General features: G+C 67.6%; 18 protein-coding genes and 1 riboswitch. Of the genes, 11 read left to right on the top strand and 7 right to left on the bottom strand.

The window, feature by feature from the left end:
- The first annotated feature begins 307 nt into the window (after positions 1-307).
- Complete coding sequence (locus tag BM066_RS08520; RefSeq protein ID WP_089926282.1) at positions 308-2,134, top strand: heparin lyase I family protein; 1,827 nt, start codon at positions 308-310, stop codon at positions 2,132-2,134.
- A gap of 115 nt (positions 2,135-2,249) precedes the next feature.
- Positions 2,250-2,386, top strand: a riboswitch (ZMP/ZTP riboswitch).
- Between the two features lie 31 nt (positions 2,387-2,417).
- Positions 2,418-4,007 (top strand): bifunctional phosphoribosylaminoimidazolecarboxamide formyltransferase/IMP cyclohydrolase, encoded by a 1,590-nt coding sequence (gene purH, locus BM066_RS08515; protein ID WP_089926279.1) that lies wholly within the window; start codon positions 2,418-2,420, stop codon positions 4,005-4,007.
- A gap of 84 nt (positions 4,008-4,091) precedes the next feature.
- Here the strand turns inward: purH and BM066_RS08510 are convergent, their stop codons facing one another.
- A complete protein-coding gene (locus BM066_RS08510) occupies positions 4,092-4,700 on the bottom strand; it encodes an exopolysaccharide biosynthesis polyprenyl glycosylphosphotransferase (RefSeq protein ID WP_255367527.1) in 609 nt (202 codons plus the stop codon).
- A 435-nt stretch (positions 4,701-5,135) separates the two neighbouring features.
- Here BM066_RS08510 and BM066_RS08505 point away from each other — a divergent pair, with 435 nt between their 5' ends.
- From BM066_RS08505 to BM066_RS08495, 3 genes are all read left to right on the top strand, one after another.
- Positions 5,136-5,909: a dienelactone hydrolase family protein gene (locus BM066_RS08505; RefSeq protein WP_089926273.1), complete on the top strand. Its 774-nt coding sequence runs from the start codon at positions 5,136-5,138 to the stop codon at positions 5,907-5,909.
- Between the two features lie 87 nt (positions 5,910-5,996).
- A complete protein-coding gene (locus tag BM066_RS08500; protein WP_089926271.1) occupies positions 5,997-6,470 on the top strand; it encodes a hypothetical protein in 474 nt (157 codons plus the stop codon).
- Positions 6,467-6,811 (top strand): hypothetical protein, encoded by a 345-nt coding sequence (locus BM066_RS08495; RefSeq protein WP_089926268.1) that lies wholly within the window; start codon positions 6,467-6,469, stop codon positions 6,809-6,811. The genes BM066_RS08500 and BM066_RS08495 overlap by 4 nt, the downstream gene beginning before the upstream one ends.
- On the opposite strand, the gene BM066_RS08490 is transcribed toward BM066_RS08495, so the two are convergent.
- The 3 genes from BM066_RS08490 to BM066_RS08480 form a co-directional block, all read right to left on the bottom strand.
- A complete protein-coding gene (locus BM066_RS08490) occupies positions 6,812-8,044 on the bottom strand; it encodes a DUF418 domain-containing protein (protein WP_089926265.1) in 1,233 nt (410 codons plus the stop codon). It abuts the gene before it with no gap.
- A gap of 156 nt (positions 8,045-8,200) precedes the next feature.
- Positions 8,201-13,066, bottom strand: coding sequence for an NAD-glutamate dehydrogenase (locus tag BM066_RS08485; RefSeq protein WP_089926262.1), 4,866 nt, complete (start codon positions 13,064-13,066; stop codon positions 8,201-8,203).
- 269 nt (positions 13,067-13,335) lie between these two features.
- On the bottom strand, positions 13,336-14,481 hold the full coding sequence (locus tag BM066_RS08480; protein ID WP_089926259.1) for an AI-2E family transporter: 1,146 nt from the start codon (positions 14,479-14,481) through the stop codon (positions 13,336-13,338).
- 116 nt (positions 14,482-14,597) lie between these two features.
- Here BM066_RS08480 and BM066_RS08475 point away from each other — a divergent pair, with 116 nt between their 5' ends.
- Positions 14,598-16,142 carry a helicase HerA-like domain-containing protein gene (locus BM066_RS08475; RefSeq protein ID WP_089926255.1) on the top strand — a complete coding sequence of 515 codons (1,545 nt, stop codon included), beginning with the start codon at positions 14,598-14,600 and terminating at the stop codon, positions 16,140-16,142.
- A gap of 466 nt (positions 16,143-16,608) precedes the next feature.
- Here BM066_RS08475 and BM066_RS08470 read toward each other — a convergent pair whose 3' ends face one another.
- From BM066_RS08470 to BM066_RS08460, 3 genes are all read right to left on the bottom strand, one after another.
- Positions 16,609-19,047, bottom strand: coding sequence for an EAL domain-containing protein (locus BM066_RS08470; RefSeq protein ID WP_255367531.1), 2,439 nt, complete (start codon positions 19,045-19,047; stop codon positions 16,609-16,611).
- 91 nt (positions 19,048-19,138) lie between these two features.
- Complete coding sequence (locus tag BM066_RS08465; protein WP_255367526.1) at positions 19,139-19,924, bottom strand: metallophosphoesterase family protein; 786 nt, start codon at positions 19,922-19,924, stop codon at positions 19,139-19,141.
- Between the two features lie 181 nt (positions 19,925-20,105).
- Positions 20,106-20,699 carry a polysaccharide biosynthesis/export family protein gene (locus BM066_RS08460; RefSeq protein ID WP_255367525.1) on the bottom strand — a complete coding sequence of 198 codons (594 nt, stop codon included), beginning with the start codon at positions 20,697-20,699 and terminating at the stop codon, positions 20,106-20,108.
- Between the two features lie 206 nt (positions 20,700-20,905).
- On the opposite strand from BM066_RS08460, the gene BM066_RS08455 reads away from it, so the two are divergent.
- The 5 genes from BM066_RS08455 (at position 20,906) to BM066_RS08435 (ending at position 26,159) form a co-directional block, all read left to right on the top strand.
- The gene (locus BM066_RS08455) at positions 20,906-21,487 is read left to right on the top strand and encodes a hypothetical protein (protein ID WP_143093693.1); all 582 of its coding nucleotides are present in this window, start codon (positions 20,906-20,908) and stop codon (positions 21,485-21,487) included.
- Between the two features lie 189 nt (positions 21,488-21,676).
- Complete coding sequence (locus tag BM066_RS08450) at positions 21,677-22,153, top strand: hypothetical protein (protein ID WP_143093692.1); 477 nt, start codon at positions 21,677-21,679, stop codon at positions 22,151-22,153.
- Between the two features lie 63 nt (positions 22,154-22,216).
- Complete coding sequence (locus tag BM066_RS08445) at positions 22,217-23,527, top strand: outer membrane beta-barrel protein (RefSeq protein ID WP_255367524.1); 1,311 nt, start codon at positions 22,217-22,219, stop codon at positions 23,525-23,527.
- 11 nt (positions 23,528-23,538) lie between these two features.
- Positions 23,539-24,891 carry an O-antigen ligase family protein gene (locus BM066_RS08440; protein WP_089926238.1) on the top strand — a complete coding sequence of 451 codons (1,353 nt, stop codon included), beginning with the start codon at positions 23,539-23,541 and terminating at the stop codon, positions 24,889-24,891.
- A 458-nt stretch (positions 24,892-25,349) separates the two neighbouring features.
- Positions 25,350-26,159, top strand: a complete 810-nt coding sequence (locus tag BM066_RS08435; RefSeq protein ID WP_218150900.1) for a WecB/TagA/CpsF family glycosyltransferase — start codon at positions 25,350-25,352, stop codon at positions 26,157-26,159.
- The last annotated feature ends 15 nt before the right edge of the window (positions 26,160-26,174 follow it).

The following is a 26,174-nucleotide window of genomic DNA, read 5'->3' as shown; positions in this document are numbered from 1 at the left end:
GCTTGCTCTAGATTTCCGCCATCGTTAACGCGCTCGACGCCCTCGAAACTTTCATGTTTCTGGAACCAAAACAGCTGCAAATTCCACAAAACGGAACATATAGGCGTATTATATAAATACTCGACTTTATATATAGAAGTTATTTACCCGTTTTTTATTCAAAATTAACTTAATAAGTCGCCCATAGGATGCAATTTGTATCAAAGTGCATCTGCACTTTATCTTGTTATGATTCTTTTATCCGAATTTTTTAAGCGCGAATATAGGACGCCTGGCCATTTTCCCCTCGGGTCGGGGAGCAAGGTCCATGAATTCGGAAAACCAAGTCTATTACGTGCAGAACGTCGGAAACGCCTGGAACTACCAGGTCGCCAACGGCGTCTCGCGGTTCGAGGTGCGGGGCGGCGACAATCTGGCCGGCGACGGCCAGACCAAGGAGCGGTCAGAGATCGCGAGCGCCGCGAAGATGCAGATCGGACAGACCTACGAGATCCGCTTCAGCGTCATGGTCGAACCGGGCGCGAAGAACACCGCCGACTGGATGACGCTGGTTCAGCTGCAATCCACCTTCGACAAGGGCGAGGCCGGTCACAGCCCGGCGTTCGCGCTCGAGATGGTCGGGGACAAGATGCGCATCGTGACTCGCGATTCCAGCGTGGCCATCTCGACCGAAGCCGACATCCGCTATGTGCGGCACTACACCGACGTCGCGGACATCGCCCGCGGCCACTGGTACGACTTCAAGATCGAGATCAAGTTCGATCCCTTCGGGCAGGGCCACCTGGTGGTCTCGCGCGATGGCGTCCAACTGGTCGACTTCCAAAGCGCCCTGGGCTTCAACGACTTGGTGGGGGCCTATTTCAAGGAGGGAGTCTACCGGGAGTCTTCCCCCGAGACCTTCGCCGCGAACTTCAAGGGCCTGTCGATCCAGACCGTCAGCGACACGGTGATCGCCAAGCCCGCAGCTTCGCCCGCGGCCTCGTCCTCGTCCTCGTCCTCGTCCAGCATCGCACACGTCGACAGCGTCGTCGTGTCCGCCCCGCCGGAACCGGCTCACGCCGTCGTGTCGGGCACCGCGAACGCCGACACCCTGACGAGCGCCTCCAAGACCGACATCCTGCACGGCGAAGCCGGCAACGACCTCCTGATGGCGGCGAACGGCGCTTATCAGCTGGATGGCGGCGCGGGCGTCGACACGGTCTCGTTCAAGGGCCTGACCAGCGCCATCGCCGTCGACCTGGGCGTGACCACCGCCCAAACCACCGCCCTGGGTTCGATGACCTTCATCAACATCGAGAACCTGACGGGCGGCTCGGGCGCCGACAAGCTCACGGGCAACGATTTCGCCAACTTCCTGGACGGCGGCCTCGGCAACGACTTCCTGTACGGCAAGGCCGGCGACGACATCCTGCACGGCGGCGCGGGCAACGACGTGCTCGACGGCGGCCTGGGGCGCGACACCGGCGACTGGTCGGACGTCACGACCGCCATCATCGGCAACGAGGCGACCGGCGTGGTCAACACCGGGGACGGCTTCATCGACACGGTCAGCTCGATCGAGGTCTGGAAGCTGGGCAGCGGCTCCGACACCCTGGTGACCCAGGGCGCCAGCACCGTCTATGCCGGGGCCGGGAACGACACCCTGTCGGACAGCGGGGCCCAGGCCAACACCTTCTATGGCGAGGCGGGCGACGACCGCATCGACGGCATGGGCGGCAACGACTTCATCAGCGGCGGCGACGGCAATGATCGCCTGCTGGGCGGCAGCGGCAACGATATCCTGATCGGCGGCGCCGGCGCCGACACGATGGATGGCGGCGCCGGTAAGGACATCTTCCAGTTCCTAGCCATGACCGACCTGCCGATCGGCAAGTACGAGACCATCAACGGGTTCGAGTCCGGGATCGACAAGCTGGACTTCAGCGCCATCGATGCGGACGGCAAGGCCGCCAACGGCGACACGGCCTTCAAGCTGGTGAGCCAGTTCCATGGCGTGGCGGGCGAACTGCTGGTCTCGCACCCGGCGGGCGCGAACTACTACACCGTCCAGCTCGACACCAACCTCGACCACATCGCCGATGCGACCTTGATCGTCTATGGGCCGACCCTGGTGGCCAGCGACTTCATCCTCTGAGACAGGCGGTCGCCGGCATTCGCAAGGAATAACCGACCGCCCCCGGGACAAGCACGGCGTCCCCGGGGCGGCCCACGACCTGCATTGACTCCCCCGCCGACCCCCGTATTTTCCGCGCCGTCCGCGTAACTGGCGCTAGTGATGGGCAACCATCGGGGAGCGCGGACCTCAGCCGCGCCTTCAGGCGGAACGGACTTGGGTCCGCCGTCTGGAAGGCGCGATTGTAAGACGCCGCGCGCCTGGGCTCCGTTTCTCGTCCAACCAGACCAGCCAGGAGTCCGCCGTGCCCGCCGCCCCCGACTATCCGTCCGCCCCCGACCTCGTCGCCCCCAGGCGCGCCCTGCTGTCGGTGTCCGACAAGACCGGCCTGGTCGAGGCCGCCCAGGTCCTGCACGCCGCCGGCGTCGAGCTGGTCTCGACGGGCGGCACCAAGGCGGCGATCGCCGCGGCCGGCGTTCCGGTCAAGGACGTCTCGGACCTGACCCAGTTCCCCGAGATGATGGACGGCCGGGTTAAGACCCTGCACCCGATCGTGCACGGCGGCCTGCTGGGCGTCCGGGATGCGCCCGAGCACGCCAAGGCCATGGCCGATCATGGCATCGGCGGCATCGATATCCTGTACGTGAACCTCTATCCGTTCGAGGCCACGGTCGCGAAGGGCGGCAGCTACGCCGAGTGCGTCGAGAATATCGACATCGGCGGCCCGGCCATGATCCGCTCGGCGGCCAAGAACCATGGCTATGTCGCCGTCTGCACCGATCCTTCGGACCTGGCCGAGGTGCTGGAGGCTCTGAAGGCCGGCGGGACCACCCTGGCCCTGCGCCAGACCCTGGCGGCCCGCGCCTACGCTCGCACGGCCGCCTATGACGCGGCGATCTCCACCTGGTTCGCCGCCCAGCTGGGCCAGGACTTCCCGGCCCGCAAGTCGATCGCCGGCGCGCTGCGCCAGACCATGCGCTATGGCGAGAACCCGCACCAGAAGGCGGCCTTCTACACCTTCCCCAACCCGCGCCCGGGCGTGGCCACGGCCACCCAACTGCAGGGCAAGGAACTCAGCTACAACAACATCAACGACACCGACGCGGCGTTCGAGCTGATCGCCGAGTTCGACCCGGCCGCCGGACCGGCCGTGGCGATCATCAAGCACGCCAACCCCTGCGGCGTGGCCGTCGGCGCCACCCAGCGCGAGGCCTATGAGCGGGCCCTGGCCTGCGACCCGACCAGCGCCTTCGGCGGCATCGTCGCCGTCAACAGCCGCCTGACCCGCGACGCCGCCCTGGCCATGGTCGAGATCTTCACCGAGGTGGTGATCGCCCCCGAAGCCGACGACGACGCGATCGAGGTGTTCGCGGCCAAGAAGAACCTGCGCCTGCTGGTGACCGGCGGCCTGCCCGACGCGTTGTCGACGGGCGACACCTTCAAGAGCGTGGCCGGCGGCTTCCTGGTCCAGTCCCGCGACGACGCGCGGATCAAGGCCTCGGACCTGAAGATCGTCACCCAGCGTCAGCCCACGGACGAGGAAGTGCGCGACATGCTGTTCGCCTTCACCGTCGGCAAGCACGTCAAGTCCAACGCCATCGTCTACGCCCGCGCCGGCCAAACCCTGGGCGTCGGGGCCGGTCAGATGAACCGCAAGGACTCAGCCCGCATCGCGGCCCTTCGCGCCGCCGACTTCGGCCTGGACCTGAAGGGCTGCGCCTGCGCCTCGGAAGCCTTCTTCCCGTTCGCCGACGGCCTGATCCAGGCGGCCGAGGCCGGGGCCACGGCGATCATCCAGCCGGGCGGCTCGATGCGCGACCCCGAGGTGATCGAGGCCGCCGACAAGCTGGGCCTGACCATGGCCTTCACCGGCGTGCGGGTGTTCCGCCACTAGGGCGGGCCCCGACCCTGATCGGCAAACAAAAACCGCCCCGAAGCCAGGCTCCGGGGCGGTTTCTTTTGGAACGGGGCGGCGGCCTCAGTAGGCCGTGCGCTGCAGCGGCACGACAACGGCGGTGGAAACCAGGATCCAGATGTCCTGCAGGATCGACCAGCTCTCGATGTAGAGGTTGTCGAACCGGATGCGCTGCTCCATGTCGGCGACCGTCTCGGTCTCGCCGCGGAAGCCCTTGACCTGCGACAGGCCGGTGATCCCCGGACGGGCGCGGAAGCGCTTGTGATAGTCGGCGATGTTGGAGCCGTAATATTCGTCGTGGGCCAGGGCGTGGGGACGCGGCCCCACCAGCGACATATCCCCTTTCAGCACGTTCAGGAGTTGCGGCAGTTCGTCGAGGCTGGAGCGGCGAAGGAAGCGTCCCACGCGCGTCACCCGGCTGTCGTTGCGGGTGGCTTGCTTCACGACGTCGCCGTCGTCGGCGACCCTCATCGAGCGGAACTTGTAGACGCGGAACGGCACGCCGTTCAGCCCCGTCCGTCTTTGCACGAACAGGACCGGCCCCCGGCTGTCCAGCTTGATGACCAGCGCGATCAGCAAGAGCGTCGGAGCCAGGAAGATCAGCAAGCCGAACGAGCCGGCGATGTCGAGAAAACGCTTCTGAAGACTGTGGGCAGGGCCTCTGCGAGGCATGCTCGGCCGCTCCAAGCTAGTAATGGCGTACCCCTGTTCCATATCAGACCTCATCCGTCCTTCGTGCCGGGCCGATGGAATAGCGCCCTCGGAGTCGTCCCTAGCAAGGGTCACGCCAGTCGAGTTTCCAAGCTCAGCCATTTCGAGCGGCGGCTTGTTGGCGAGCTTTGCTGAGATTGTTTCTTGGTCCACACTGAGATCCCCATTAACAATCCAGAAGCCATAAGGGAACACGCGAAAGCTGTTTTTTGCGATCTGGTTGTTCAAGCGACAGCGGCGGCATGTTTTTTCGCCACAATGCCAGATCGTTTCGACACTCTTTCATCGCTTCCCGACATGAGCCAGATTCTTGAGACAGCAAACTAGTGTCTCGAATTGGGCCACGCAGCCCCGTATTGAAAATTTCATGACGTTCGCCATCGACGGGAGAAGCTGATGCTCGGCGCTGACTGGGGAGCCAAGGTCGCCGAAGCCTCGAAGGTCTTCAGGCCTTCCGGGCCGGGTCCCTTCCCCGTGGCGCTGATCCTGCACGGCTGCGGCGGCAAGACGCCGTTCCTGGAGGCCTACGCCCGGGTCGCCGTCGAGGCCGGCTGGGCCGCCGTGGTGGTCGACAGCTTCGCGCCGCGCGGGATCTCGCCCTTGCGCGCCAAGCTGACGGTCTGCACCGGAACCGCGCTGCAGGGCCTCAAGCGTTCCGCCGACATCTTCGCCATGCTGGCCTGGCTGGAGGACCAGCCCTGGGCCGATCCCGAGCGCGTGTTCCTGGCCGGGTGGAGCCATGGCGGCTGGGCGATCATGGACGGCTACGCGATCGGAGCGCAGGCCGCCCGCGCCACCGGGATCGTCGACGCCGATCCGCTGAAGCTCCGCGCCCGGGTCAGGGGCGCCTTGCTGGTCTACCCGTACGCGGCCTATCCGTCCCTGACTTCGAGCCGGGGATGGGGCGCCGCGCCCGAAAGCACGACGACTCCCAAGGTGTTCTCCGTGGTCGGCGGCAGGGACCAGGTGGTCGGCTGGAAGTATCCGCAACGGGCGCTCGAACGCCTGAAGCGCGACGGCCTGGCGGTGGATACGGCCTTCTATCCGGACGCCACCCACGCCTTCGACGACGACCGCGCCAACGATCCGCGCGCCAAGTATCGCCCCGACCTGTTCGCCCAGACCCAGGGCTATTTCGCCCAGGCCCTGGCGGTGGTGCGAGCCGACTGAACTCGCCCTTGGCGCGTACAATTCCCGCTGAGATTGTGTCCTTTGAGATTGTATGCCAGGGTCGCGCCACCTAGCGGGAGGCCCTCCATGAAGCTGGCGCCGATAGCGCGAGCCGCGCTCGCCCTGACCCTTCTCCTGCCCGCCCTGGCGCCGGTCGCCTGCGCGCCGGTGGCGCCGGCGCCCAACCCCGCCGCCCAGGTCAACGCCGCCAGCCTGAAAGCCCAGACCCTGTCGCTGCTGGACGTGGCCGGCGATCCCTACGCCAATCACGCCGCCGAAGTCGCCGCCCTGACGGCCCGGATCGACGCGGCGGCCAGCGCGGCGGCGGCCGATCCGCTCAACGCCTTCTCGGCGCGGCAATGGTCGGTGCTGCGCGACCCCAACCGCGCGCTCTATGGCGGGACGATCGCCCTGTGGCAAAGCCAGGGCGCGCTGAGCCCGGCCTTCCGCGACCAGAAGAAGATCCAGATCGGGCGGGCCTTCGACTACATCCTCTGCCTGGAGGCCAACAAGCGGCAAGCCACGTCCTGCGGCCAGCTCGAGGAAGGCGGCGCGTCATGAGCCAGTTCGACGATTTCCTGGCGGCCGCCAAGGCCAACCTGTCGGTGCTGGGCCAGGACAGCTTCGAGGGCTATTCCGACCAGGTGAAGGCCGTGGCCCAGGCCGCCCTCGACAGAGCCAAGGTCAATCTGGCGCTCTGGACCAGCCAGCTGGCGGCGGGCCAGTTGAGCCAGGCCGAGTTCCAGAACCTGGTCCAGGGCGAGACCGACCTGACCGAGGTCGCCGGCTACACCGCCGCTGGGATCAGCGCGGCCGAGGCCCAGCGCCTGCGCGACGCGGTGACCGTCACCGTGATCAACACCGCGCTGGACACCTTCCTCAGGTCCAGGCCGCCCCCCTGATCAGGCGGCGACCGGCGCCGTCCGGCGCTCGCGGCGCAGGGGCATGGGACCGCGATAGGCCAGCCGCCACAGCCACTCCAGCGGCCCCATGGTGAAGCGCGCCATCCACCAGCGCGACCACAGGATCTGCAGCAGCCAGATCACCGCCACGGCGCCGGCCAGGAACGGCCGGTCGACCTTGCCGAACAGCCCCGGGCCGCGACCGCCGTACAGCAGCGTCGTCATCAGGATCGACTGGGTCAGGTAGTTGGTGAAGGCCATCTGGCCGACCGGCGCCAGCACGGCCGGGATCGCCCCCCAGACCCTGGCCCGCGTCGCCAGCACCATCAGCCCAACATAGCCCAGGCTGACGACCGGGGCGGTGGCGCTCTGCAGCCAGCGGGCCAGGGCCCGCGGCGCCCAGGGATGGGTCGGCAGCATGGCGTAGAGCGTCTCGGCCATACCGACGATGACCAGGGCGCCGAGGCCCGCGCCGATCAGGCCGCGATAGACGCCGATCGACGCCTTGCCCGTCAGCACGCCCAGCTTGTACAGCCCCATGCCGATCAGCATCAGCGACAGCACCAGCAGCGGCCAGGTCTGGGGCCAGTGGGTGAAGGACGTGAAGACGTAGTCCCAGTAATCCTTGGCGTTCTGGACGAACGACTGGGTGAAGCTTCCGGCGTACTGGACGCTGTCGGCGTGGACCTGGGCCAGGAATTCGGCCATGGCCGCCGGCGGCGGATCGCCGCCGCCCTCGGCCGCGTGCTTCAGCAGGGTCCAGGCGCCCCAGGCCGAAAGGGCCAGGTGCAGGCCGATCCCCGCCTGCAGCAGGCGCTTGGCCGACCACGCGCGCGCCCACAACGCCAGGAGGCCGACGATCGCATAGGTGTTGAGCACGTCGCCCTGCCAGATGACCAGGCCATGGAACAGACCGATGGCCAGCAGGCTGACCAGGCGCAGGACCAGGACCTTGCGCCGCTCCCTGGCGTCGGCCGCGTCGCCGCCCTCGCCGCCGACCAGCAGGATCGAGGCGCCGAACAGCATGGCGAACATCGAGTAGAATTTCTGCTGGAAGAACACCTGGGTGACCCACCAGACGGCCACCGAGGCCGGGGCCCTGCCCAGCGGCCACAGGGTCAGGCTGGTGGCCACCGGGTGCGGCTCGGCCGCGATCGGGATGTTGCACAGCAGGATGCCCAGCACCGCCAGGCCCCGCAGGGAGTCCAGCAGAACGATACGATCCTTGACCATGCACGCCCCCGAAACGCCAAGCTCACGCCGACCCGCGGCGATCCTGTACCGCATCGGGGCCGGAGACAACCCTGGGATGTCGCAAGGCGGGTGAGCGAACAGAGCGGCGGCGATGCTGGCGGGGACACGCACATGGGCGTGTCCCCCGATCATGCCCTAGCTGGCGGTCGCCAGGCCCCGCAGAGCCGCGTTGGCGATGGTCAGCTTGGCGAAGGTCCAGCCGCCGCCGGCCTGCTCGATGTCGTCGACCGTGCGCTTGGCGGCTCGGACCCCGTCGGTGCGCAGGGCGGCCCACGAGCTGACCGCCGCCTTGGCCGAGGCCTCGTCGTCGCCGGCCTGGGCGCTGGCGGCGAACTTCAGCACCGCCTGGGTGATCGCGGTCTGCTCGCCCAGCATGTCCTCGATCAGCCGGCGGACGGCCAGGCGCTCGAAGGCGTCGCCGCCCACGAACGAACCGGCCGCCGAGCGCAGGCGGTCGAAGCCGAAGGCCGCGCCCACCTGATGATAGAGGCGAGCCACGTTCTCGACCGACCAGCTGGAGGCGTTGCCCAGGTCGACCAGGTCGGCCGCGGTGGTCACCGGCTGCAGGGCCGCCACGGCCTGGGCCAGGGCCTCGGGCGCGCCGTCGGCGACATAGGCCTTGGCCCGCTTGGCCACGGCCTTCTGCTCGAACGGTGAGAGGATCGTGGTTCCCAGGGCCGACAGCGCCTTGACCGACGGCCCGTAGGCCTCGACCAGCTGCCGGACGGTCGACTTGTCCTTGAAGGCCCGGCGGGCCAGCCAGAAGGTCAGGCTGCGCAGGGCGTAGGCCAGCGCCTTGTAGAGGGCCAGCTGGCCGTTGGCCGAGGCCTTGCCGTCCAGGGCCGAGACCTGGTCCCACAGGGCGTCGATTCCGAGGATCTCCCGCGCCGCGGCGAAGGCGATGACCAGGGCCGTGGTGTCGCAGGCGGCGGCGGCCCGCAGGCGGCTGGGAAAGGTCGGGCCGCACATGTTGATCATCTGGTTGTCGAGCACCGTGGCGATGATCTCGCGCTTCAGGCGGTGCTGCTGCATGGCCTCGCCGTACCGGCCCAGGGCCGGCGGAAAGTAGCCCTTCAGCGTCGCCTCGAACCACGGATCGTCCGGCGCCTGCGAGGCGACGATGTCGTCGAACAGGTCGATCTTGCCATAGGCCAGCAGCACGGCCATTTCGGGCCGGGTCAAACCCTTGCCGGCCTTGGCGCGATCGGTCAGCGCCGCCGCCTCCGGCAACCCCTCGACCTTGCGGTCCAACCGCCCCTTGGCCTCGAGCTCGGCCATGAACCGGGCGTGGGACTCGACCTCCGAGACCGCGTCGCTTTCCATCAGCGACAGGGCCAGGGTCTGGTCGTAGTTGTCGGCCAGGACATGGCTGGCCACGTCGTCGGTCATGGTCGGCAGCAGTTGGTTGCGGGCCTCCCGGGTCAGGCCGCCGCCGCGCTCCAGGATCCCGGTCAGGATCTTGATGTTGACCTCGTGGTCGGAGCTGTCGACGCCGGCCGAGTTGTCGATGGCGTCGGTGTTCAGGCGCCCGCCTGCCCCTCCCGCACCCATTTGGGCGAACTCGATGCGGCCCGCCTGGGTCAGGCCCAGGTTCGCGCCCTCGCCCACTACCTTGACCCGCAGATCGGCGCCGTTGACGCGGATGGCGTCGTTGGCCTTGTCGCCCGCCTCGGCCTGGCTCTCGCCCCTGGCCTTCACATAGGTGCCGATGCCGCCGAGATAGAGCAGCTCGGCCTTCGACTTGAGAATCGCGGTCAGCAGCTCGGCCGGGGTCACCGTCTCGGCCTTGATCTCGAACAGCGCCCGCACCTCCGGCGATAGCGGGATGGTCTTCAGCGAGCGGGCGAAGACCCCGCCGCCCTTGGAGATCAGGCTCTTGTCGTAGTCGTCCCACGACGAGCGCGGCAGCTTGAACATCCGGTCGCGCTCGGCCCACGAGGCGGCGGGGTCCGGATCGGGATCCAGGAAGATATGGCGATGGTCGAAGGCGGCCAGCAGCCGGGTCTGCCTGGACAGCAGCATGCCGTTGCCGAACACGTCGCCGCTCATGTCGCCGACGCCGACCGCGGTGAAGGGCTCGGTCTGGATGTCCTTGCCCAACTCGCGGAAATGGCGCTTGACCGCCTCCCAGGCGCCGCGGGCGGTGATGCCCATCACCTTGTGGTCGTAGCCGACCGAACCGCCGGACGCGAAGGCGTCGCCCAGCCAGAAGCCGTAGTCCTCGGCCACGCCGTTGGCGATGTCGGAGAAGGTGGCCGTGCCCTTGTCGGCGGCGACGACCAGATAGGGATCCTCGCCGTCATGGACGACCACCCCGGCCGGCGGCACGATCCGGTTGTCGGCGTCGATGTTGTCGGTGATGTCCAGCAGGCCCGACAGGAAGGTCTTGTAGGCGCGGATCGCCTCGGCCTGGATGGCGTCGCGGTCGCCGCCGCGCGGCAGCTGTTTGGGATAAAAGCCGCCTTTGGAGCCCACCGGCACGATGACCGCGTTCTTGACCTGCTGGGCCTTGACCAGGCCCAGCACCTCGGTGCGGAAGTCGTCGCGGCGGTCGCTCCAGCGCAGCCCGCCCCGGGCGACGGGCCCGAAGCGCAGATGCACCCCCTCGACATGCGGGGCCGAGACGTAGATCTCGCGATAGGGCTTGGGGGCCGGCAGGTCCTCGAGCTCACGCGAGGCGATCTTGTAGCTGATGTAGGGCTTGGGCTCGCCGTCGGGTCCGACCTGGAAGAAGTTGGTGCGCTGGATGGCGCCGATCAGGGCGGCGATGCGGCGCAGGACGCGGTCGGCGTCCAGGCTCTCGACCGCCTGCAGGGCCTCGACGATGCCGGCCTCGACGGCCTTGGCCTGCGCCTCGCGGGCGGCCAGGTCGGCGCGCACGGCCGGGTCGAACTTGATGCGGAACAGGTCGAGGATCAGGCGGGTGACGCCCGGATTGTCCGATAGCGCCTGCTCCTGCACGCCCTGGCTGGGGTCCAGGCCGGTCTGCTGGCGATAGCGGGCCAGGGCGCGGACCAGGGCGGCCTCGCGCCAGCCGACGCCCAGCTCCAGCACCAGGCGGTTGAAGCCGTCGCTCTCGGCGCGGCCGGTCCAGATGGCCACGAAGGCGGCCTCGAAGGCGGTCTTGATGTCGGCGAACGACAGGTGCTCGCCGCGCTCGTCGCGCAGGGTGAACTCGTGCACCCAGACCTTGCCGTGCACGCCATCCACGGGCGTCAGCTTGAAGCCGTCTTCGATCAGGGCCTTCAGGCCCATGTGCTCGAGGATCGGCAGCACGTCGGCCAGGGGCGCGGCGGCGCCGGGGCGATAGAGCTTGAAGCGGAAGGTCAGCTTGTCGTCGTCGGCGTGGCGGAAGGCGCGGACCCGCACCTGCTCGTCCGCCGTCAGGTCGTCGACCACGGCCAGGTCGGCCAGGGCCTCGGCGGCGTCGTACTGGTCGCGATAGCCGGGCGGGAAGGCGCCCTGCCAGCGGGCCAGGGTCTGCGCCACCCGGCCCGGCGCCCCGCCGTCGCGCACGGCGGCCTCGAAGCGGTCGTCCCAGGTGCGGGCGGTCTCGGCGACCTTGACTTCCAGCACCGCGAGATCCGGATCGCCATGCTTGCCGGGCGTCACGCCCAGCACGTAGTGCACGCGGGCCAGGGGCGCGTCGGAGAAGCTGGGATAGTAGGCGCTGACCCGGCCCTCGAACGCCTCGGCCAGGATTCTGCCGGCCCGCTCGCGCACGCCGCTGTCGTAGCGCTCGCGCGGCACGAACATCAGCACCGAGATGAAGCGGTCGAACGGGTCCTTGCGGGCGAACAGCCGCACGCGCGGCCGGTCGTAGAGGTGCAGCACCCCCATGGCCATCGCCAGCAGCTCGTCCTCGGAGATCTGAAACAGCTCGTCGCGCGGCCAGGTCTCGAGGATGTTGCGCAGACGCTTGCCGCTGTGACCCTCGGGGTCCTTGCCGGCCTCCTTGAGCACGTGCTCGACCTTGCGGCGGATCACCGGCACCTCATGGGCGGGCGTCTCGTAGGCCTCGGCGGTGAACAGGCCCACGAACCGGACCTCGCCCGACGGCTTGCCGTCGGCGCCGTACCGACGCACCCCGACGTAGTCCATGTAGCCGCGGCGATGAACCTTGGAGCGCAGGTTCGACTTGGCCACCACAAGGGGTGCGCCCAGCAGCAGGTGGTCGCGGACCTGGGGCGACAGGACCGCCGGCTCGCTGCCCCGGCGCAGGACGGTCAGGGTCTGGTCGCGCAGCACGCCCAGGCTGCCCTCGGGTTGGTACAGCGGCTCCTCGGCCGCATAGCCGCCGTCGGCCGTGCGGGGATAGGCGTAGACCCGAGCGCCCAGGAACACGAAGCGGTCGCCCTCCAGCCAGTCGAGGAAGGCCAGGCCCTCCTCGCGCTCGCCCTCGGGGATCGGGGCCTTGGAGGCGCGCAGCTCGTCGATCGTGCGTCGGATCAGGGCCTTCATGGCGGCGAAGTCGTCGACCGCCACCTGGACGTCGGCCAGGGCGTCGCGGACGCCCTCGACCAGGGCGGCCTCGCGGTCCTCGCCCACCGGCGCCAGATAGACCTGGATCATCGAGCGCCGGCCGGCCCCCTTGCCCATATCCGGGGTGTCGATCACCGGGTGGAACATGGCCCGCACCGAGAAGCCCTGCTCGGCGATGGCGCCCATGATGCTGTCGACCAGGAACGGGCGGTCGGGCTGGACGATCTCCAGCAGGTCGCTCTTCAGGTCGGTCCCGTCGGCGCGAACGGCCGGGCGGACGCGGATCGCAAGGGGTTCGGAAGCGCCCTCGCCAAACCGCCAGAAATCGACCAGGGCATGGCCGACGTCGGCCGGATCGAAGCCCGGCAGCTCCTCGGCCGACCAGTCTTCCTGGACCTGGGCGGCGAACTGGGTCTGCGTCGCGGTCAGCGTCCCCTGCCCCAGCGCCGCGCCGAAGGCCGAAATCAAGCCTTCCGGTTGAGTGGCGGCGGCCTTGGGGTCAAGTTTTTCACCGACCATGGGATTTCCTCGCGAATTTTTGGCGACAACCTAGCCTTTTCGGACCCGGTTTCAACCGTATCCAGGGAAAGGCGCAGAATATCTTACCGAGATGAATTCCCCGGTCGGCCGGACACGGAAGCGCCGCCGGTTGGGGGGAACCGGCGGCGCGGGCCCGCCGGGGGGAGGCGGGCGGTTCCGCATGGACGCTCCAGAAAATCGGTCTGCGTCGTGCGGGGCCGGCATGGGGGGCTGCCGACAGGATCTAGATAGGAAGGCCATCTGGGATGTTAAGCCCCCTTGATCGACTTCTGTCGCGAAGTCGACGCGGAACCCGCTTTTTTGTCCGACGGGGCCTTGCCCGGCGCGCCCGGCGTCTTGCGGTCCAGGCCCGAACCGCTGGGATCGCCGTCCTCCGACAGCAGGATGGCGATCCAGCGCGTGCCGTCGAACTGGGCCATGACCAGCATCAGGGCGACGGTCAGCGGCGTGGACAGGAACATGCCCGTCACGCCCCACAGCGCGCCCCACACCGCCAGTGACAGCAGCACGACCGTCGGGTCGATGTTCAGGCTGTCGCCCTGCATGCGTGGATAGATCACGTTGCCGACCACGAAGAAGATCAGCTCCAGGGCGCCGAACAGGATCAGGGCCGGCCAGAAGCTGTCGGGGAACTGCACCAGGGCGAACAGCGGCGGCAGGATGCAGCCCACCGCCCCGCCGATGATCGGGATGTAGGCGGCCACGAAGATCAGGAAGGCCCAGAACAGGGCGTTGTCCAGGCGCAGCAGCATCATCACCACCCAGGCGGCGGCGGCGATCATCAGGCCGGTGACCGTCTGGATCCACAGGTACTGCTCGACCCCGTTGCGGATGCGCTGGAACAGCTGCACAGCCCCATCGCGCTCGGCATGATGCGGATAGAGCGCGACGATCTTGCGATTGAACCCCCGCCGCGAGGCGATGATGAAGCCCAGATAGATCAGCACCAGTATGGCGTTGGAGGCGAAGTTCTGCAGGCTCTGGGCGGCCGCTCCGGCGTACTTGCTGGGATCGAGCTGGTTGATCAGGTCGCCGATCGTCGGCGCCACCTTGATCCCGACCAGCGCGGCGACCTTGGCGATCACCTCGTTCAGGCGGGGCGCGTAATCGCGGATCTGGCCCGCGAAGCTGGCGCCGTTGGCGGTGACCACCCAGACCGAGGCCGCGAACATGGCGATCGACAGGAAGATCGCGGCCGGCAGGGCCAGGTTACGGGGGAACCGCGGCAGGCGCTCGACCAGCACGCGGGCGAAGCTGTCGATCATCACCGCCAGGAACACCGCCATGGCCAGGGGCGTGAGAATGCCGCGCATCCAGTACAGCGTCGCGCCGCCGGCGATGACCGCCAGGAACACCAGGGCGTTGCGGCCGGTGATCGACGGGGAGATGGACATCGGCGGGATCTCTTTCTCGAACGGTCTGTAAAAGACTGGCGCCACATTGCGCGAGGCGATTGGCGCGGCGCAAGGCCGGGGCTAGGCTTAAGCGCTCAATGTGAAGGACGCGGCGTATGACCCTGGCGATCGGCGAAGGCGAAATCCTCATCGGACTGGCCCAGGAGGGCGCGCAGGGCGGGCCGGTGACCCAGCGGCTCGATCGCTCCAACCGCCACGGCGTGGTGGCCGGCGCGACCGGCACGGGCAAGACCGTCACCCTGCAGGTCATGGCCCAGGCCTTCTCGGACGCCGGCGTGCCGGTGTTCGCGGCCGACGTGAAGGGCGACCTGTCAGGGGTCGGCGCGATCGGCGCGCCCAACGACAGGATGTTGGAGCGCGCCGCGTCCATGGGCCTGACCCTGACGCCGTCCGCCCCGCCGGTGGTGTTCTGGGATCTGTTCGGCCAGAAGGGCCACCCGATCCGCACCACCATCTCCGAGATGGGTCCGCTGCTGCTGTCGCGGCTGCTCGAGCTGAACGACGTGCAGGAAGGCGTGCTGACCGTGGTCTTCCACGTCGCCGACCAGGACGGCCTCTTGCTGCTGGACCTGAAGGACCTGCAGGCGGCCCTGAAATATGTCGCCGACCACGCCGCCGAGATCGGCACGCAATACGGCAACGTCTCGCCGGCCACGGTGGGCGCGATCCAGCGCAAGCTGCTGACCCTGCAGAGCCAGGGGGCCGAGAACTTCTTCGGCGAGCCGGCCCTGAAGCTGGCCGACCTGATGCGCACCGACGTCGCTGGCCGCGGCTACGTCAACCTGCTGGCGGCCGACAAGCTGATCCAGTCGCCCAAGCTCTATTCGACCTTCCTGCTGTGGCTGCTGTCGGAGCTGTTCGAGGAACTGCCCGAGGTGGGCGATCCCGAAAAACCCAAGCTGGTGTTCTTCTTCGACGAGGCCCACCTGCTGTTCAACGACGCCGAAAAGCCGCTGCTGGAGAAGATCGAGCAGGTCGTGCGGCTGATCCGCTCGAAGGGCGTGGGCATCTACTTCGTTACCCAGAACCCGGCCGACATTCCCGACGCGGTGCTGGGTCAGCTCGGCGCGCGGGTGCAGCACGCCCTGCGGGCCTATACGCCGGCCGACCAGAAGGGGCTGAAGGCGGCCGCCCAGTCGTTCCGGGTCAATCCGGCCTTCGACACCGCCGAGACCATCCAGGCCCTGGGCGTTGGCGAGGCCCTGATCTCCACCCTGGACGCCAAGGGCGCGCCCTGCGTCGTCCAGAAGACGCTGATCCGCCCGCCGGCCTCGCGCCTCGGACCGCTGACGCCGGAGGAACGCACAGCCCTGATCGCCAAGAGCCCGGTCGCCGGCCTCTACGACACCACGCTGGACCGCGCCTCGGCCTACGAGACCCTGCAGGGCCGCGCCGCCCAGGCCCAGCAGCAGGCCGACACGGCCGCCGCCCAGGCCGAGGCCGAACGCCAGCGGATCGCGGCGGAGAAGGTGCGCGAGCGGGAGGAGGCGCGGGAGGCCCGCGCCGCGCCGCGTCCCCGCGCCTCCAGCCGCCAGTCGATGGGCGAGGCCTTCGCCACCTCGCTGCTGCGGACCATCGCCAACCAGGCGGGGCGCGAGATCATGCGCGGCCTGATGGGCGGCATGAGTCGGAGACGCTAGGTCAAAGGCACAGCTTGGGGCCGGCGCCGCGATGCGCCGGCGGCGGGTTGGAAATTGCCGGTTCCGCCGGAGGCTGAAGCGCGACCGCGACCCATCTTATGGGTGTATTGTGCGAATTTGACGCATTTTTCCACGCCCTTTGCGTGTGTATGCCTTGCGCCTAAGCTAATCTAGGAATCTTATCCGTAGGCGTACACGGCAGGACGAGGCTGAGACCTTCGATCAAGGCCGGGCGCGGGAGGCAACGCAAATGAAGTTCGGTCCCTCGAACGTTCAAACGCACAATACTCCATTTCTGGGCGCGACCCGGCGTGCGCCGCCCAGGTACAAGATTCGATGGCCCCTGCTTCTCTGCATCGGCTTCAGTTTGGCCGTATGGGCGGCGTTGATCTTCGGCGCCATCGCCATCAGCCGGTGACGCGACCGATATCCAGGCTCGCAAGCCGGGCCTGAGACTGAGCTCCGATCAGGCGAGCTTACGCCTCTGCGCCTTTTTGTCCGCGAGGGGTTCCGACGGGATCGCCGCGGCCTTGCTCGCCAGGGTCCAGGCGGACAGCGTGTCGACCGCGGCGGGCCGGCCGATCGCATAGCCTTGCAGCTCGGCGCAATCCTCCCCGCGCAGGAAGTCGATCTGCTCCTGGGTCTCCACGCCCTCGGCCACGCACGGGATTTCCAGGCTGCGGCCCAGGCCCAGCACGGCGCGCACGATCACCGTGGCGCGGTCGTGGCGGTGGATGTTCTCGACGAAGCTCTTGTCGATCTTGATCTTGTCGAACGGGAACGACTGCAGGGTCGACAACGACGAGAAGCCGGTGCCGAAGTCGTCCATGGCGATCCGCACGCCCAGGGCCTTCAATCGGCGCAAGTTGTCGAGCGCCCGCTGATAGTCCTTGAACAGGGCGCTCTCGGTGACCTCGAGCTCCAACCGCTTGGGCGACAAGCCGGTCTGGATCAGGATTTCGTGCACCAGGGTCGGCAGGTTCGGCTGGTTCAGCTGCAGCGGAGACAGGTTCACCGCGATACGCAGCGGCCGCTCCCAGCTGGCGGCGTCGGCGCAGGCCCGGCGCAGGACCCATTCGCCTAACTGAGCGATCAGGCCGTTCTCCTCGGCGACCGGGATGAATTCCAGCGGCGGGACCATGCCCCGCACCGGATGCTTCCAGCGCACCAGGGCCTCGAAGCCGCAGACCTCGCCGTCGGCCGCCTTGGCCAGCGGCTGGTAGTGGACGACCAGCTCCTCGTCGGCGATCGCCTGGCGCAGCTCGCGGGCCATGGTCCGGCGCTCGCGGATCGTCTCGTCCATCTCGCGCTTGAAGAAACGATAGACGCCGCGACCGCCTTCCTTGGCGCGGTACAGCGCCATGTCGGCGTTGGCCAGCAGCGCCTCGGCCGTGCGGCCGTCGTCGGGAAACAGCGAGACGCCCAGGCTGGCGCCCATGGCCAGTTCCTGGCCTTCGTGGACGACGGGCGCCGACAGGGTCTCCAGCAGCCGGCCGGCCAACTCGGCGGCGGCGGCGGGCTGGTCGCCGGCCGCCACCTGGACGACGATGAACTCGTCACCGCCCAGGCGGGCGGCGAAGGACGGGGCGGTCAGGCTGTCCTGCAATCGGCGGGCGGTCTCGACCAGCAGGGCGTCGCCCGCCAGGTGGCCGTGCAGGTCGTTGGCTTCCTTGAAATGATCCAGGTCGATGCAGATCAGCGACAGGCTCTCGCCCGAAGCCTCGACGCGATCCAGGGCGGCGGCCAGGCGGGTCTGCAGCGAATTGCGGTTGGGCAGGCCGGTCAGGCCGTCGTGTTCGGCCAGGTAGCGGATCTTCTCCTCGGCCGAGCGACGCTCGCGCAGGTCGCGGACGGCCAGCACCGTCAGGCCCGAGGTCTCCGAGCGGGCGCCGTCGTCCATCAGGCGCGAGAATACCTCGACCGGGATCGCGCGGCCGCCGTCGGCGGGCTGCAGCAGACCTTCGCGGCGCACGCCCTCGCGGGTGGGGGCGGCGCCGTCGAGCGTCAGCAGGTCGGACAGGGACGCGCGCAGCAGCACGTCCAGCTCGATGCCGGCCAGTTCGCAGAACGCGGCGTTGGCGTCGTTGATGCGGCCGTCCTGGACCACGACGATGCCCTCATAGGCGGCGTTGGCCAGCCGGCGGATGCGGTCCAGGGCCGAGCGGCTGGTCGAGGACTCGATCGCCACCGCGCCCAGGCCGCCCAGGATGATCATGCTGGTGATCGAGGTCACGGCCAATGTCAGGATCGCGCCCGACAGCATCTGCTCGGGCACGTTGATCGACGGATCGGGCACGATGGTGATCGCGCCCATGCCGATGAAGTGCAGGGCGCAGATCCCCAGCGTGAGGACTAGGCCGCCGCCCAGTTGCTTGAGCAGGGTGCGCGCGCGCCCCGCCAGCTGCAGGGCGGCCACCGCGCCGATGACCCCGGCCAGCACGGAGGCGGCGATCGTCGCCTGCTCCCACTGCACGAAGCCCTGGGTCACGAAGGCGGACATGCCGGTATAGTGCATGGCGGCCACGCCCATGCCGAGGATCAGGCCGCCGGCGAAGTCATTGGTGCGCGTGCGCTGGGCCGAGGCCACGGCGAAGCCGCCGGCCATGAACAGCACCGAGATCATCAGCGACAGCAGAGTGCCCGAAGGGCTGTAGCCGGTCTTCAGGCCCGGGGTGTAGGCGACCATGGCGATGAAGTGGGTGGCCCACACGCCCGATCCGGACACCAGCCCGGTCAGCAGCAGCCAGGCGGCCCGCACCACGCCCTTGGCTCCCCGCATGCGGGAATAGAGCCGGAACGCCGTGAAGCACGCGGCGAAGCAGATCAGGCCGGCGACCACGACCAGGCGCAGGTCGTGCTCCGTGGTCAGGCAGGTCAAAACCTTCAGCAAGCGCAGGTCCCCCAGGGATTACCTGCGACTTGTAGCGGCCAAGATGCAAAAAAAGCGTTTCGGCGCGTTCGTCTGGGCGGACGGACCGGAAGGCGCCGGCGGGTCGCTATCGCGCCGAGCGTTTCGCGCTCCTGATCGTCTCGACCTCGCTGCGCCAGAGCTCGACGCCGGAGCCCGTCATGGCGGTCTGCAACGCCTCGCGCTCGGCGGCTTCCAGGCGGACCGCGGTCAGCACCCCCGTGGCGTAAGCGCCTGTGTCCAGGCCCAGCCGGCGGTGGTCGGACTGGATGTCGTCGGCCGGCGTATGACCGTGCACGACGATCTTCTCGAAGGTTCGGCCGTCGTCCAGGAAGCTCTGCCGGATCCACATCATGTCGTGCCTGGACTGCTGGTCCAGCGGCACGCCGGGCCGCGCGCCGGCGTGCACGAAGAAATAGTCGCCGACGCTGACGCTGTATTGCAGGTCACGAAGGAAGACCCGGTGACGGTCGCTGAGGGCGGCGTTGAGGCTGGCCGACGCGGCGGCCCACGCCTCCTTGTCGGCACGATCGGCCGGCGCGGTCACGCCGTACGACCGGAGCGCCTCGCGCCCTCCGTAGTCGCACCATGTCGGCCCGATGCCGGGATCCTCGAGGAAGGCCGCCATCCGATCTTCGTGGTTGCCGCGCAGGAAGATGGTTTCGACCCCGCCGCCGTCGGCCAGGCGGCACAACAGGTCGATCACGCCCTTGGATTCCGGGCCGCGGTCCACGTAGTCGCCCAGAAAGATCAGCACCTTCCGGGCCCCGGCGCTGCGGCCGAAATCTTCCAGGATGGCGCTGAGCAGGGGGCGCAGAAGATCGAGGCGGCCATGAATGTCCCCGACCGTCCACACCACCGTACCCGGCGGCACACTGGCGGTCGGTCCGGCATTCGATGACTTCCGGCGCGCTAACCAGTTACCGATCATCCCCCATCCAATCCGTCATGACCCCATCGAGACGCGCCCGCCCCGACAGACGCCTGGGCGCGTGACGGAGCAGGCGGTTGGTGCGGAGCAAGGGTAACGATCCAAATTCAAAACGTCGAAAAGCCTAGAAATAACGCTCGCCAATACGAATGGTGTCGCCGGGCGCGACCTTGGTCAGAGGCGTCAGCGGATAGGGCTGCTCGGCCGGATCCTCGGCGCGCTTGATGTAGACCATGCGCTTGTTGGCGCGATAGGTGAAGCCTTCGGCCGTGGCCACCGCGTTCAGGACGGTGAGATTGTTGGTGTAGGGATACTCGCCGGGCTTGTTCACCTCGCCCAGGATATAGAAGGGGCGATAGTTCAGCACCTCGGCGCTGACGCGCGGCTCCTTGATATAGCCCTTGCGCAGCTCGTTGCTGATCTCCTCCTGGAATTGCGAGATCGTCAGGCCGGCCGCCTGCACCTCGCCGATCAACGGCAGCGAGACCTTGCCGCCGCCGCCGACCAGGAACTCACCGGTGAGAGCTTCCTCGCCGAAGACGTTGACGCGCACCTTGTCCGCGACGCCCAGCCGATACTCCGGCACGGCGCGAGCGGCGGCCTCGGCGCTCACGGCGGCGGGAGCGGCGGCCGCTGGCCCAGCGGGCGTCTGTGCGCAAGCGGCGCCTCCGAAGGCCAGAACCAGGCTCATGGCGCAGAGACGCAAGAAGTGCCGCATATCGAAATCCTCTTTCCGACCGTCGAAACCATAGCGGTGTGGCGATAGCTTGTTCAAAAGCAGACAGGCCCGACTTTAGCAAGGGGCTGGGCTTCATCGTCGCAACCGCGACATGATTTGCTCGCCGCCACGAGCGCGCGATCATAATAGAGTGGCAATATTGCGCGATGCAGATGCCGGCGCATCGATCGACTAGGGGGCTAGGAATGGCGCGCACGACGCCCAGGACATTGAAAACGACCGCGATCGTCGCCCTGGCGATTGCGGCCGCGGGCGGCGCGGCGATCACCACCGCGGGACTGATCTGGCCGACCGAGATCTCGCCCGACCTCGCGCCCGTCCACGAGATGCGCGCCGATCGGGCGCTCTCGGCCCAGTATCCCCAGACCATCAAAGCCGACCAGGAAAGCCAGGCCGCCCTGGCGCAAGCTCCCGCCACGGCGAACGCCTGGCTGCGGCGCGCCTATGTGCGGCAGCTCGGGACCCAGACGCTCGACGGCCAAGCCCTCGACTATCTCGACAAATCCTACCAGGCCGCTCCGCTCGGTCCGGACGTCACGCGCTGGCGCCTGCGTTTCATATTCGAACACTGGCCCGAAACGACACCCGCCTTGAGGGCCCTGGCGGTGAATGAAATGAGGAACTTCGCCCGCTATCACAGCGGCGGCCCCGATATTGTCCGCGCCATTCACAATCCAACGGGGCGCTGGGCGGCCGCGTTGATCGAGCGCTCAGGTCACAACGATGCGCTGAGAGATCACGGTTTGCTCGCAAAAGCGGCAGAATAGTCGTTTATTCTTCAGATTCTCTGCTCACGCATGGATGTTGCGCCGATTTTCAAGTTATAGTAAACGCCCAAGCCGTAGCTTTACACGTTTTGCGGCAGTCGGGCTTACCGCTATCGAGAGAGGATTGGCGCCGCCTTTGCTGGGGCGTCGATAGGCCGTGAATTGATTTCACGGCGAGGGGGTTATTAGATGAACAGAAACACACTCGTGGCCATCGCCATGCGCGCGATGGCGGCTACTGCGGTGATGAGCCTGGCGGCTTCACCGCTCGTCGCGGTCGCTCAGGCGCCGACGCCCGATCCCGGCCCTCTGGCCTCGGCTCTGGCGATCGCGGCGCAGGCTGCGGAAGCGGGGGCGATTTCGAAGTCCCTGACGGCCGATGCGACCCACGCGGCCATCGTGTCGGCTCTGGAGCAGACCATCGCGACCAGCGGCGTCGAACCGCTCACGGCCGTGAGCGCCCTGCAGCTCGCCCAGACGAACATGCAGGCCGCGGGAACCCTGACCCCCGCCATCGCTTCCGCCCTGGCTGAAGTGCTGGCCAAGGTCCAGGCGGCCATCAAGGTTCAGGAAGGCCCCGGCGCGATCGGTCCCGCTGGCGGCCCGCCCATCTCCGCTCCCGGCGCTACGGGCGGCGGCGGCGGTTCGGACTACCGCTCGGCCTAAAGGCCGACATGAAATTGCTTCAAGGGTTGCAAAGTGACTGAACGGAACGAGAGGCTTGACCGCATGCGGGCGACCGACATCAAGATGAACGCCGCCAAGGCCTGCTTTATTCTCGCCGTCGCGGCGAGCGTCTGTCCGACGACTTCGTTCGGCCAGGCTCTCGATTCGGCCCAGGCTCGCACGACCGATCTGTTCGCACGCGATCGGAGCGTCGCGGTCCTGGAACGGCCGCATCCCGAATACGAGGCGATCGGCGCCACGGTCGGGACGTTTTCGCTGTTTCCCCGCCTTCAGCTCGACAACGAAAACAGCGACAACGTCTTCGCCGTCGAGACCGGTCCGGTCAGCGACTGGGCCTTCCACGCCCGGCCGTCGGCGACCCTCAATTCGAACTGGTCGCGGCATCAGCTGAACGCCTACGTCCGCGGCGACTTCATTCGCAACGAGAAGTACCACACCGAAAACGCCAACAACTGGAGCATCGGCGGCACCGGCCGCGTCGATGTCTTGCGCGAGTTCAACCTCGCTCTGGGCGCGGACTACATCAAGGCGATCGAGCCGCGCACCGCGTCGAACACGGCGGTTTCGGCGCGCGACCCGATCAAATACGATCAGGCCCAGGCCTATCTGTCGACCAGCCGGATCGTCGGCCGCACCAAGCTGACGGTCCGCGCCGACGTCCAGTCCTACAACTACAAGGACGGCTTCGACCTGAACGGCAACGTCATCGATCAGGACGCTCGCGACCGCATCAACAGCAGCCTGCAGGGCCGCGCGGACTACGCCGTCAGCCCGGCGACCGCGGTCTTCGTCGCGGTCACCGGCAACAAGCGCAACTACGACACCGGCACCGTCGCCACGCCGACGCGCGATTCAAACGGCTATGAGCTGCTCACCGGCGTCAACTTCGAGCTGGGCGCCGTCGTCCGCGGCGAAGTGGCTGTCGGCTACCTCAGCCAATCGTTCGACAACGCCGCCTATGGCGACATTCACGGCTTCGGCTCGCGCACCCGGTTGGAGTGGTTCCCGACCGAGCTCACCACCATCACCGCCACGGCGTCGCGCGGCATCGAAGACGCCGGCGTCGTGGGCGCGGGCGGCTATCTGTCGACGAACCTCGGCCTGAGCATCGACCACGAATTGCTGCGCAACGTGATCCTTAGCGCCAGCGCCAAGCGCGTGGACGACGACTACAACGGCATCGACCGAAATGACGACCGGACCGAGTTCGCGCTCGGCGGCAACTATCTGGTCAATCGCAACCTCGGCGTCACCCTGCGCTACTATCGCACAAAGCAGTCGTCCGACGGGACCAGCAGCGGCCCCAACTATACGGCTAATCGGGTCACCCTTTCGCTGACGACCCAGTTCTAGCCGACGCCGTCATGGCCACCCGGCAAGCGCGGCGCCGTCAGCGGCGCCTTCTGGTTTCGCGCGCCCCCGCCTCCGCGGAAACGCGTTGGCGGAGGCTGGCGCTGGCCCTGACGCCCGGCGCTCTCTATCTGACCCATCTGGCGGCGGGCGCGAACCAGACGCTTATGGCCCAGGGATTCTCCCTGGCCCTGGCGCTGGCCCTGTGCGCGGTGCTGACCCGGCCGCGCGTCCGAGACGAGCTGGCGGAGCTGGGTTTCGTCTGGCCCCTGCTGGCGTTGTTCGCGACCGTACTGGCCGTCGCCCTCCTGACGCTCTATCTGCCGGCGTCGCCGGCCTCGGCCTCCATGTGGACGCTGACGGGCGCGCCCGGCGTGCTGTCCGTCAACCGGTCGGCGACCTGGCTGGAAATGGTCAAGCTCGGCGGCCTGGCCTGCATCTTCGTCCTGGGCTGTGTTCACGGCGCGCGCGGCGAACGGGCCCGCACGACGATCGAATGGATCATTCTGCTGGGCGGCGTCTACGCCGCCCTGTCGATCGTTTTCTTCCTGGCCGGCCTCCAAGTCCGAGGCCGGCTTTCCGGGGGCTTCCTGAGCGCCAACAGCGGGGCCACCGTGTTCGGCATGCTGGCGGTCATCGGCGTCGCCTTCTTTCTCCGGCAGTTGCGACGGACGGCCCGGCTGGACCAGAAAGACCGGTTGCGCAAGCTCGCGACGCCCGCCGGAAGCCTCTTCTTCATCGCCATCTGCCTGGTCCTGACCGCGTCTCGCATGGGTTTGGCGGCCACGGGCGCGTCGATTGTCCTGCTCCTGGTTTGGGACTTGGCGTCGCAGCGCAAGATCCGCCTGACCGTCCGCCCGCGCGACCTCGTTCTCGCCGCGACGGCGCTGGCTATCATCGCCGTCGCCTCGCTGCCCCTATGGACTCGCGTGGACGAACTGGATTCCGACGCCACCATTCGCGGCCAAATCTTCTCGACTCACTGGGGGGCGTTCCTGGCTTCGCCGGTCTTCGGACACGGACTGGGATCGTTCAACGACGTCAACGGCAAAGCCTTGACGACGGACAACTATGCCGTCCTGTGGTCGATCCGGGCCGCCCACAACGTCTATATCCAATGGCTGGAGGAAGCCGGCGTCGCCGGAGCTCTGCCCATGTTCGCCCTCGTGGCCGCGATCATGCTGATCTCCGCCCTCCACATCGCCAAGATGCGCTCCGGTCAGACGCTGGCGCGGGGGCTGGTGGCCTCCAGCGTCGTGGTTCTCCTCCACGGAGCCACCGACTACGCGCTGCAGGTGCCTTCCATCGCCGCGTCCTGGGCCTTCCTGCTTGGCCTGCAGTTCGCGTTCACGCAATGGCGAAGCTAGATTGCGGCCTGATGGAGCTTAACCATTGACCAATACAGCGGATGACGAGCCAAAAACCAACTAAACCTTTGATTGATATAGGCATTCCAAATCGAGGCCAAAATTAAGCCTTTTGTCTCCAAATCTCGGCCAAAGTCTTGAGCTTAGGGATGCACCCAAGGTCCGCCCAACGCGCTCCGAACGCGTCGGGCGTTCTCAAGTGGCAAAAAATTGATCGAGATCACACGGACATTTCAAAAACGACACGATACGCTTGTGTATGAGGTGGCCTTTCGGACATGTAGATCCGGCGACGTCATCTCAGGAGTGCTGATCTCGCGAGCCCTTTGATTTCACCCGCTCTGCCCTCGTGACGTCGCGCCAGAGCCACAATCCGAACAGCAAATGCGGCCCTGAGCGGGCACGAAGGATATCGACCGAAATCATGGCGTTGAGTCTGTTCAGGATTGGCGAACTGCATGCCAGATAGGCCGGGGGCGTTGCGCACTCTCCTGGTGGGCGGAGTGCCCACCACGCGCCTGACCCGCGCGGAGCTCGCGGCCGTGATGCTGGAAGACGTCCAGGCGGCGCGGGCGGGAAAGAAGGGCTATCCGCGCATAGTCGTCTCCTCCAACGGCGCGGTCATCGCCGACTTCCACCGCAGCGCCGCGTTTCGCGATCTGATCCTCGAGGCCGATATCGTCGACGCCGACGGCATGCCGCTGGTGATGGCCACCCAACTGCTGTGCGCCGAACCCTTGAGGGAGCGCGTGGCCACCACGGACTTCATCAACGACGCCGCGGCCGTCGCCGCGCGCGAGGGCCTGAAGTTCTATTTTCTCGGCGCCAAGCCCGGCGTGGCGGAGAAGGCCGCGCAACACTTCCGCGCCCTGTATCCGGGTCTGGAGATCGTGGGCGTCCGCAACGGCTACTTCACCGAGGAGGACGAGGCGGGGATCTGCGCGGAGGTCGTGGCCCTGAAGACGGACGTGATGTGGGTCGGGCTGGGCAGTCCGCTGCAGGAAGCCTTCGCCCACAGGAATCGCGAGCGCCTTTCGGGCATCGGCTGGATCCGGACCTGCGGCGGGATGTTCGACCACTATTCGGGCAAGTTCAAACGCGCGCCCCGGTGGATGCAGATCATCGGCCTGGAGTGGCTGCACCGGACGATCAACGAACCCTTTCGGTTGAGCGGTCGGTATTTCAGAACCAATCTGCCGGCGCTCTTCTATCTGGCGACCCAGACCACCGACAGCGCCCCGGCCCTGAGGGACGCCAAGACGCCGTGACCGCGAGGCTGACCG

Origin of the sequence: Caulobacter sp. UNC279MFTsu5.1, from assembly GCF_900114015.1 — a bacterium.
GTDB lineage: Bacteria > Pseudomonadota > Alphaproteobacteria > Caulobacterales > Caulobacteraceae > Caulobacter.
The sequence above is the reverse complement of the archived record's forward strand: the minus strand, read 5'-3'. Positions and strand labels throughout refer to the sequence as shown.

Coding starts and splice junctions, on each gene's coding strand:
- BM066_RS08505 (WP_089926273.1), top strand. CDS start 5,136: ATGCTCGGCGCTGACTGGGGAGCCAAGGTCGCCGAAGCCTCGAAGGTC.
- BM066_RS08445 (WP_255367524.1), top strand. CDS start 22,217: ATGCGGGCGACCGACATCAAGATGAACGCCGCCAAGGCCTGCTTTATT.
- BM066_RS08510 (WP_255367527.1), bottom strand. CDS start 4,700: ATGCCTCGCAGAGGCCCTGCCCACAGTCTTCAGAAGCGTTTTCTCGAC.
- BM066_RS08495 (WP_089926268.1), top strand. CDS start 6,467: ATGAGCCAGTTCGACGATTTCCTGGCGGCCGCCAAGGCCAACCTGTCG.
- BM066_RS08490 (WP_089926265.1), bottom strand. CDS start 8,044: ATGGTCAAGGATCGTATCGTTCTGCTGGACTCCCTGCGGGGCCTGGCG.
- BM066_RS08485 (WP_089926262.1), bottom strand. CDS start 13,066: ATGGTCGGTGAAAAACTTGACCCCAAGGCCGCCGCCACTCAACCGGAA.
- BM066_RS08455 (WP_143093693.1), top strand. CDS start 20,906: ATGGCGCGCACGACGCCCAGGACATTGAAAACGACCGCGATCGTCGCC.
- BM066_RS08450 (WP_143093692.1), top strand. CDS start 21,677: ATGAACAGAAACACACTCGTGGCCATCGCCATGCGCGCGATGGCGGCT.
- BM066_RS08435 (WP_218150900.1), top strand. CDS start 25,350: ATGCCAGATAGGCCGGGGGCGTTGCGCACTCTCCTGGTGGGCGGAGTG.
- BM066_RS08475 (WP_089926255.1), top strand. CDS start 14,598: ATGACCCTGGCGATCGGCGAAGGCGAAATCCTCATCGGACTGGCCCAG.
- BM066_RS08460 (WP_255367525.1), bottom strand. CDS start 20,699: ATGCGGCACTTCTTGCGTCTCTGCGCCATGAGCCTGGTTCTGGCCTTC.
- BM066_RS08480 (WP_089926259.1), bottom strand. CDS start 14,481: ATGTCCATCTCCCCGTCGATCACCGGCCGCAACGCCCTGGTGTTCCTG.
- BM066_RS08500 (WP_089926271.1), top strand. CDS start 5,997: ATGAAGCTGGCGCCGATAGCGCGAGCCGCGCTCGCCCTGACCCTTCTC.
- BM066_RS08520 (WP_089926282.1), top strand. CDS start 308: ATGAATTCGGAAAACCAAGTCTATTACGTGCAGAACGTCGGAAACGCC.
- BM066_RS08440 (WP_089926238.1), top strand. CDS start 23,539: ATGGCCACCCGGCAAGCGCGGCGCCGTCAGCGGCGCCTTCTGGTTTCG.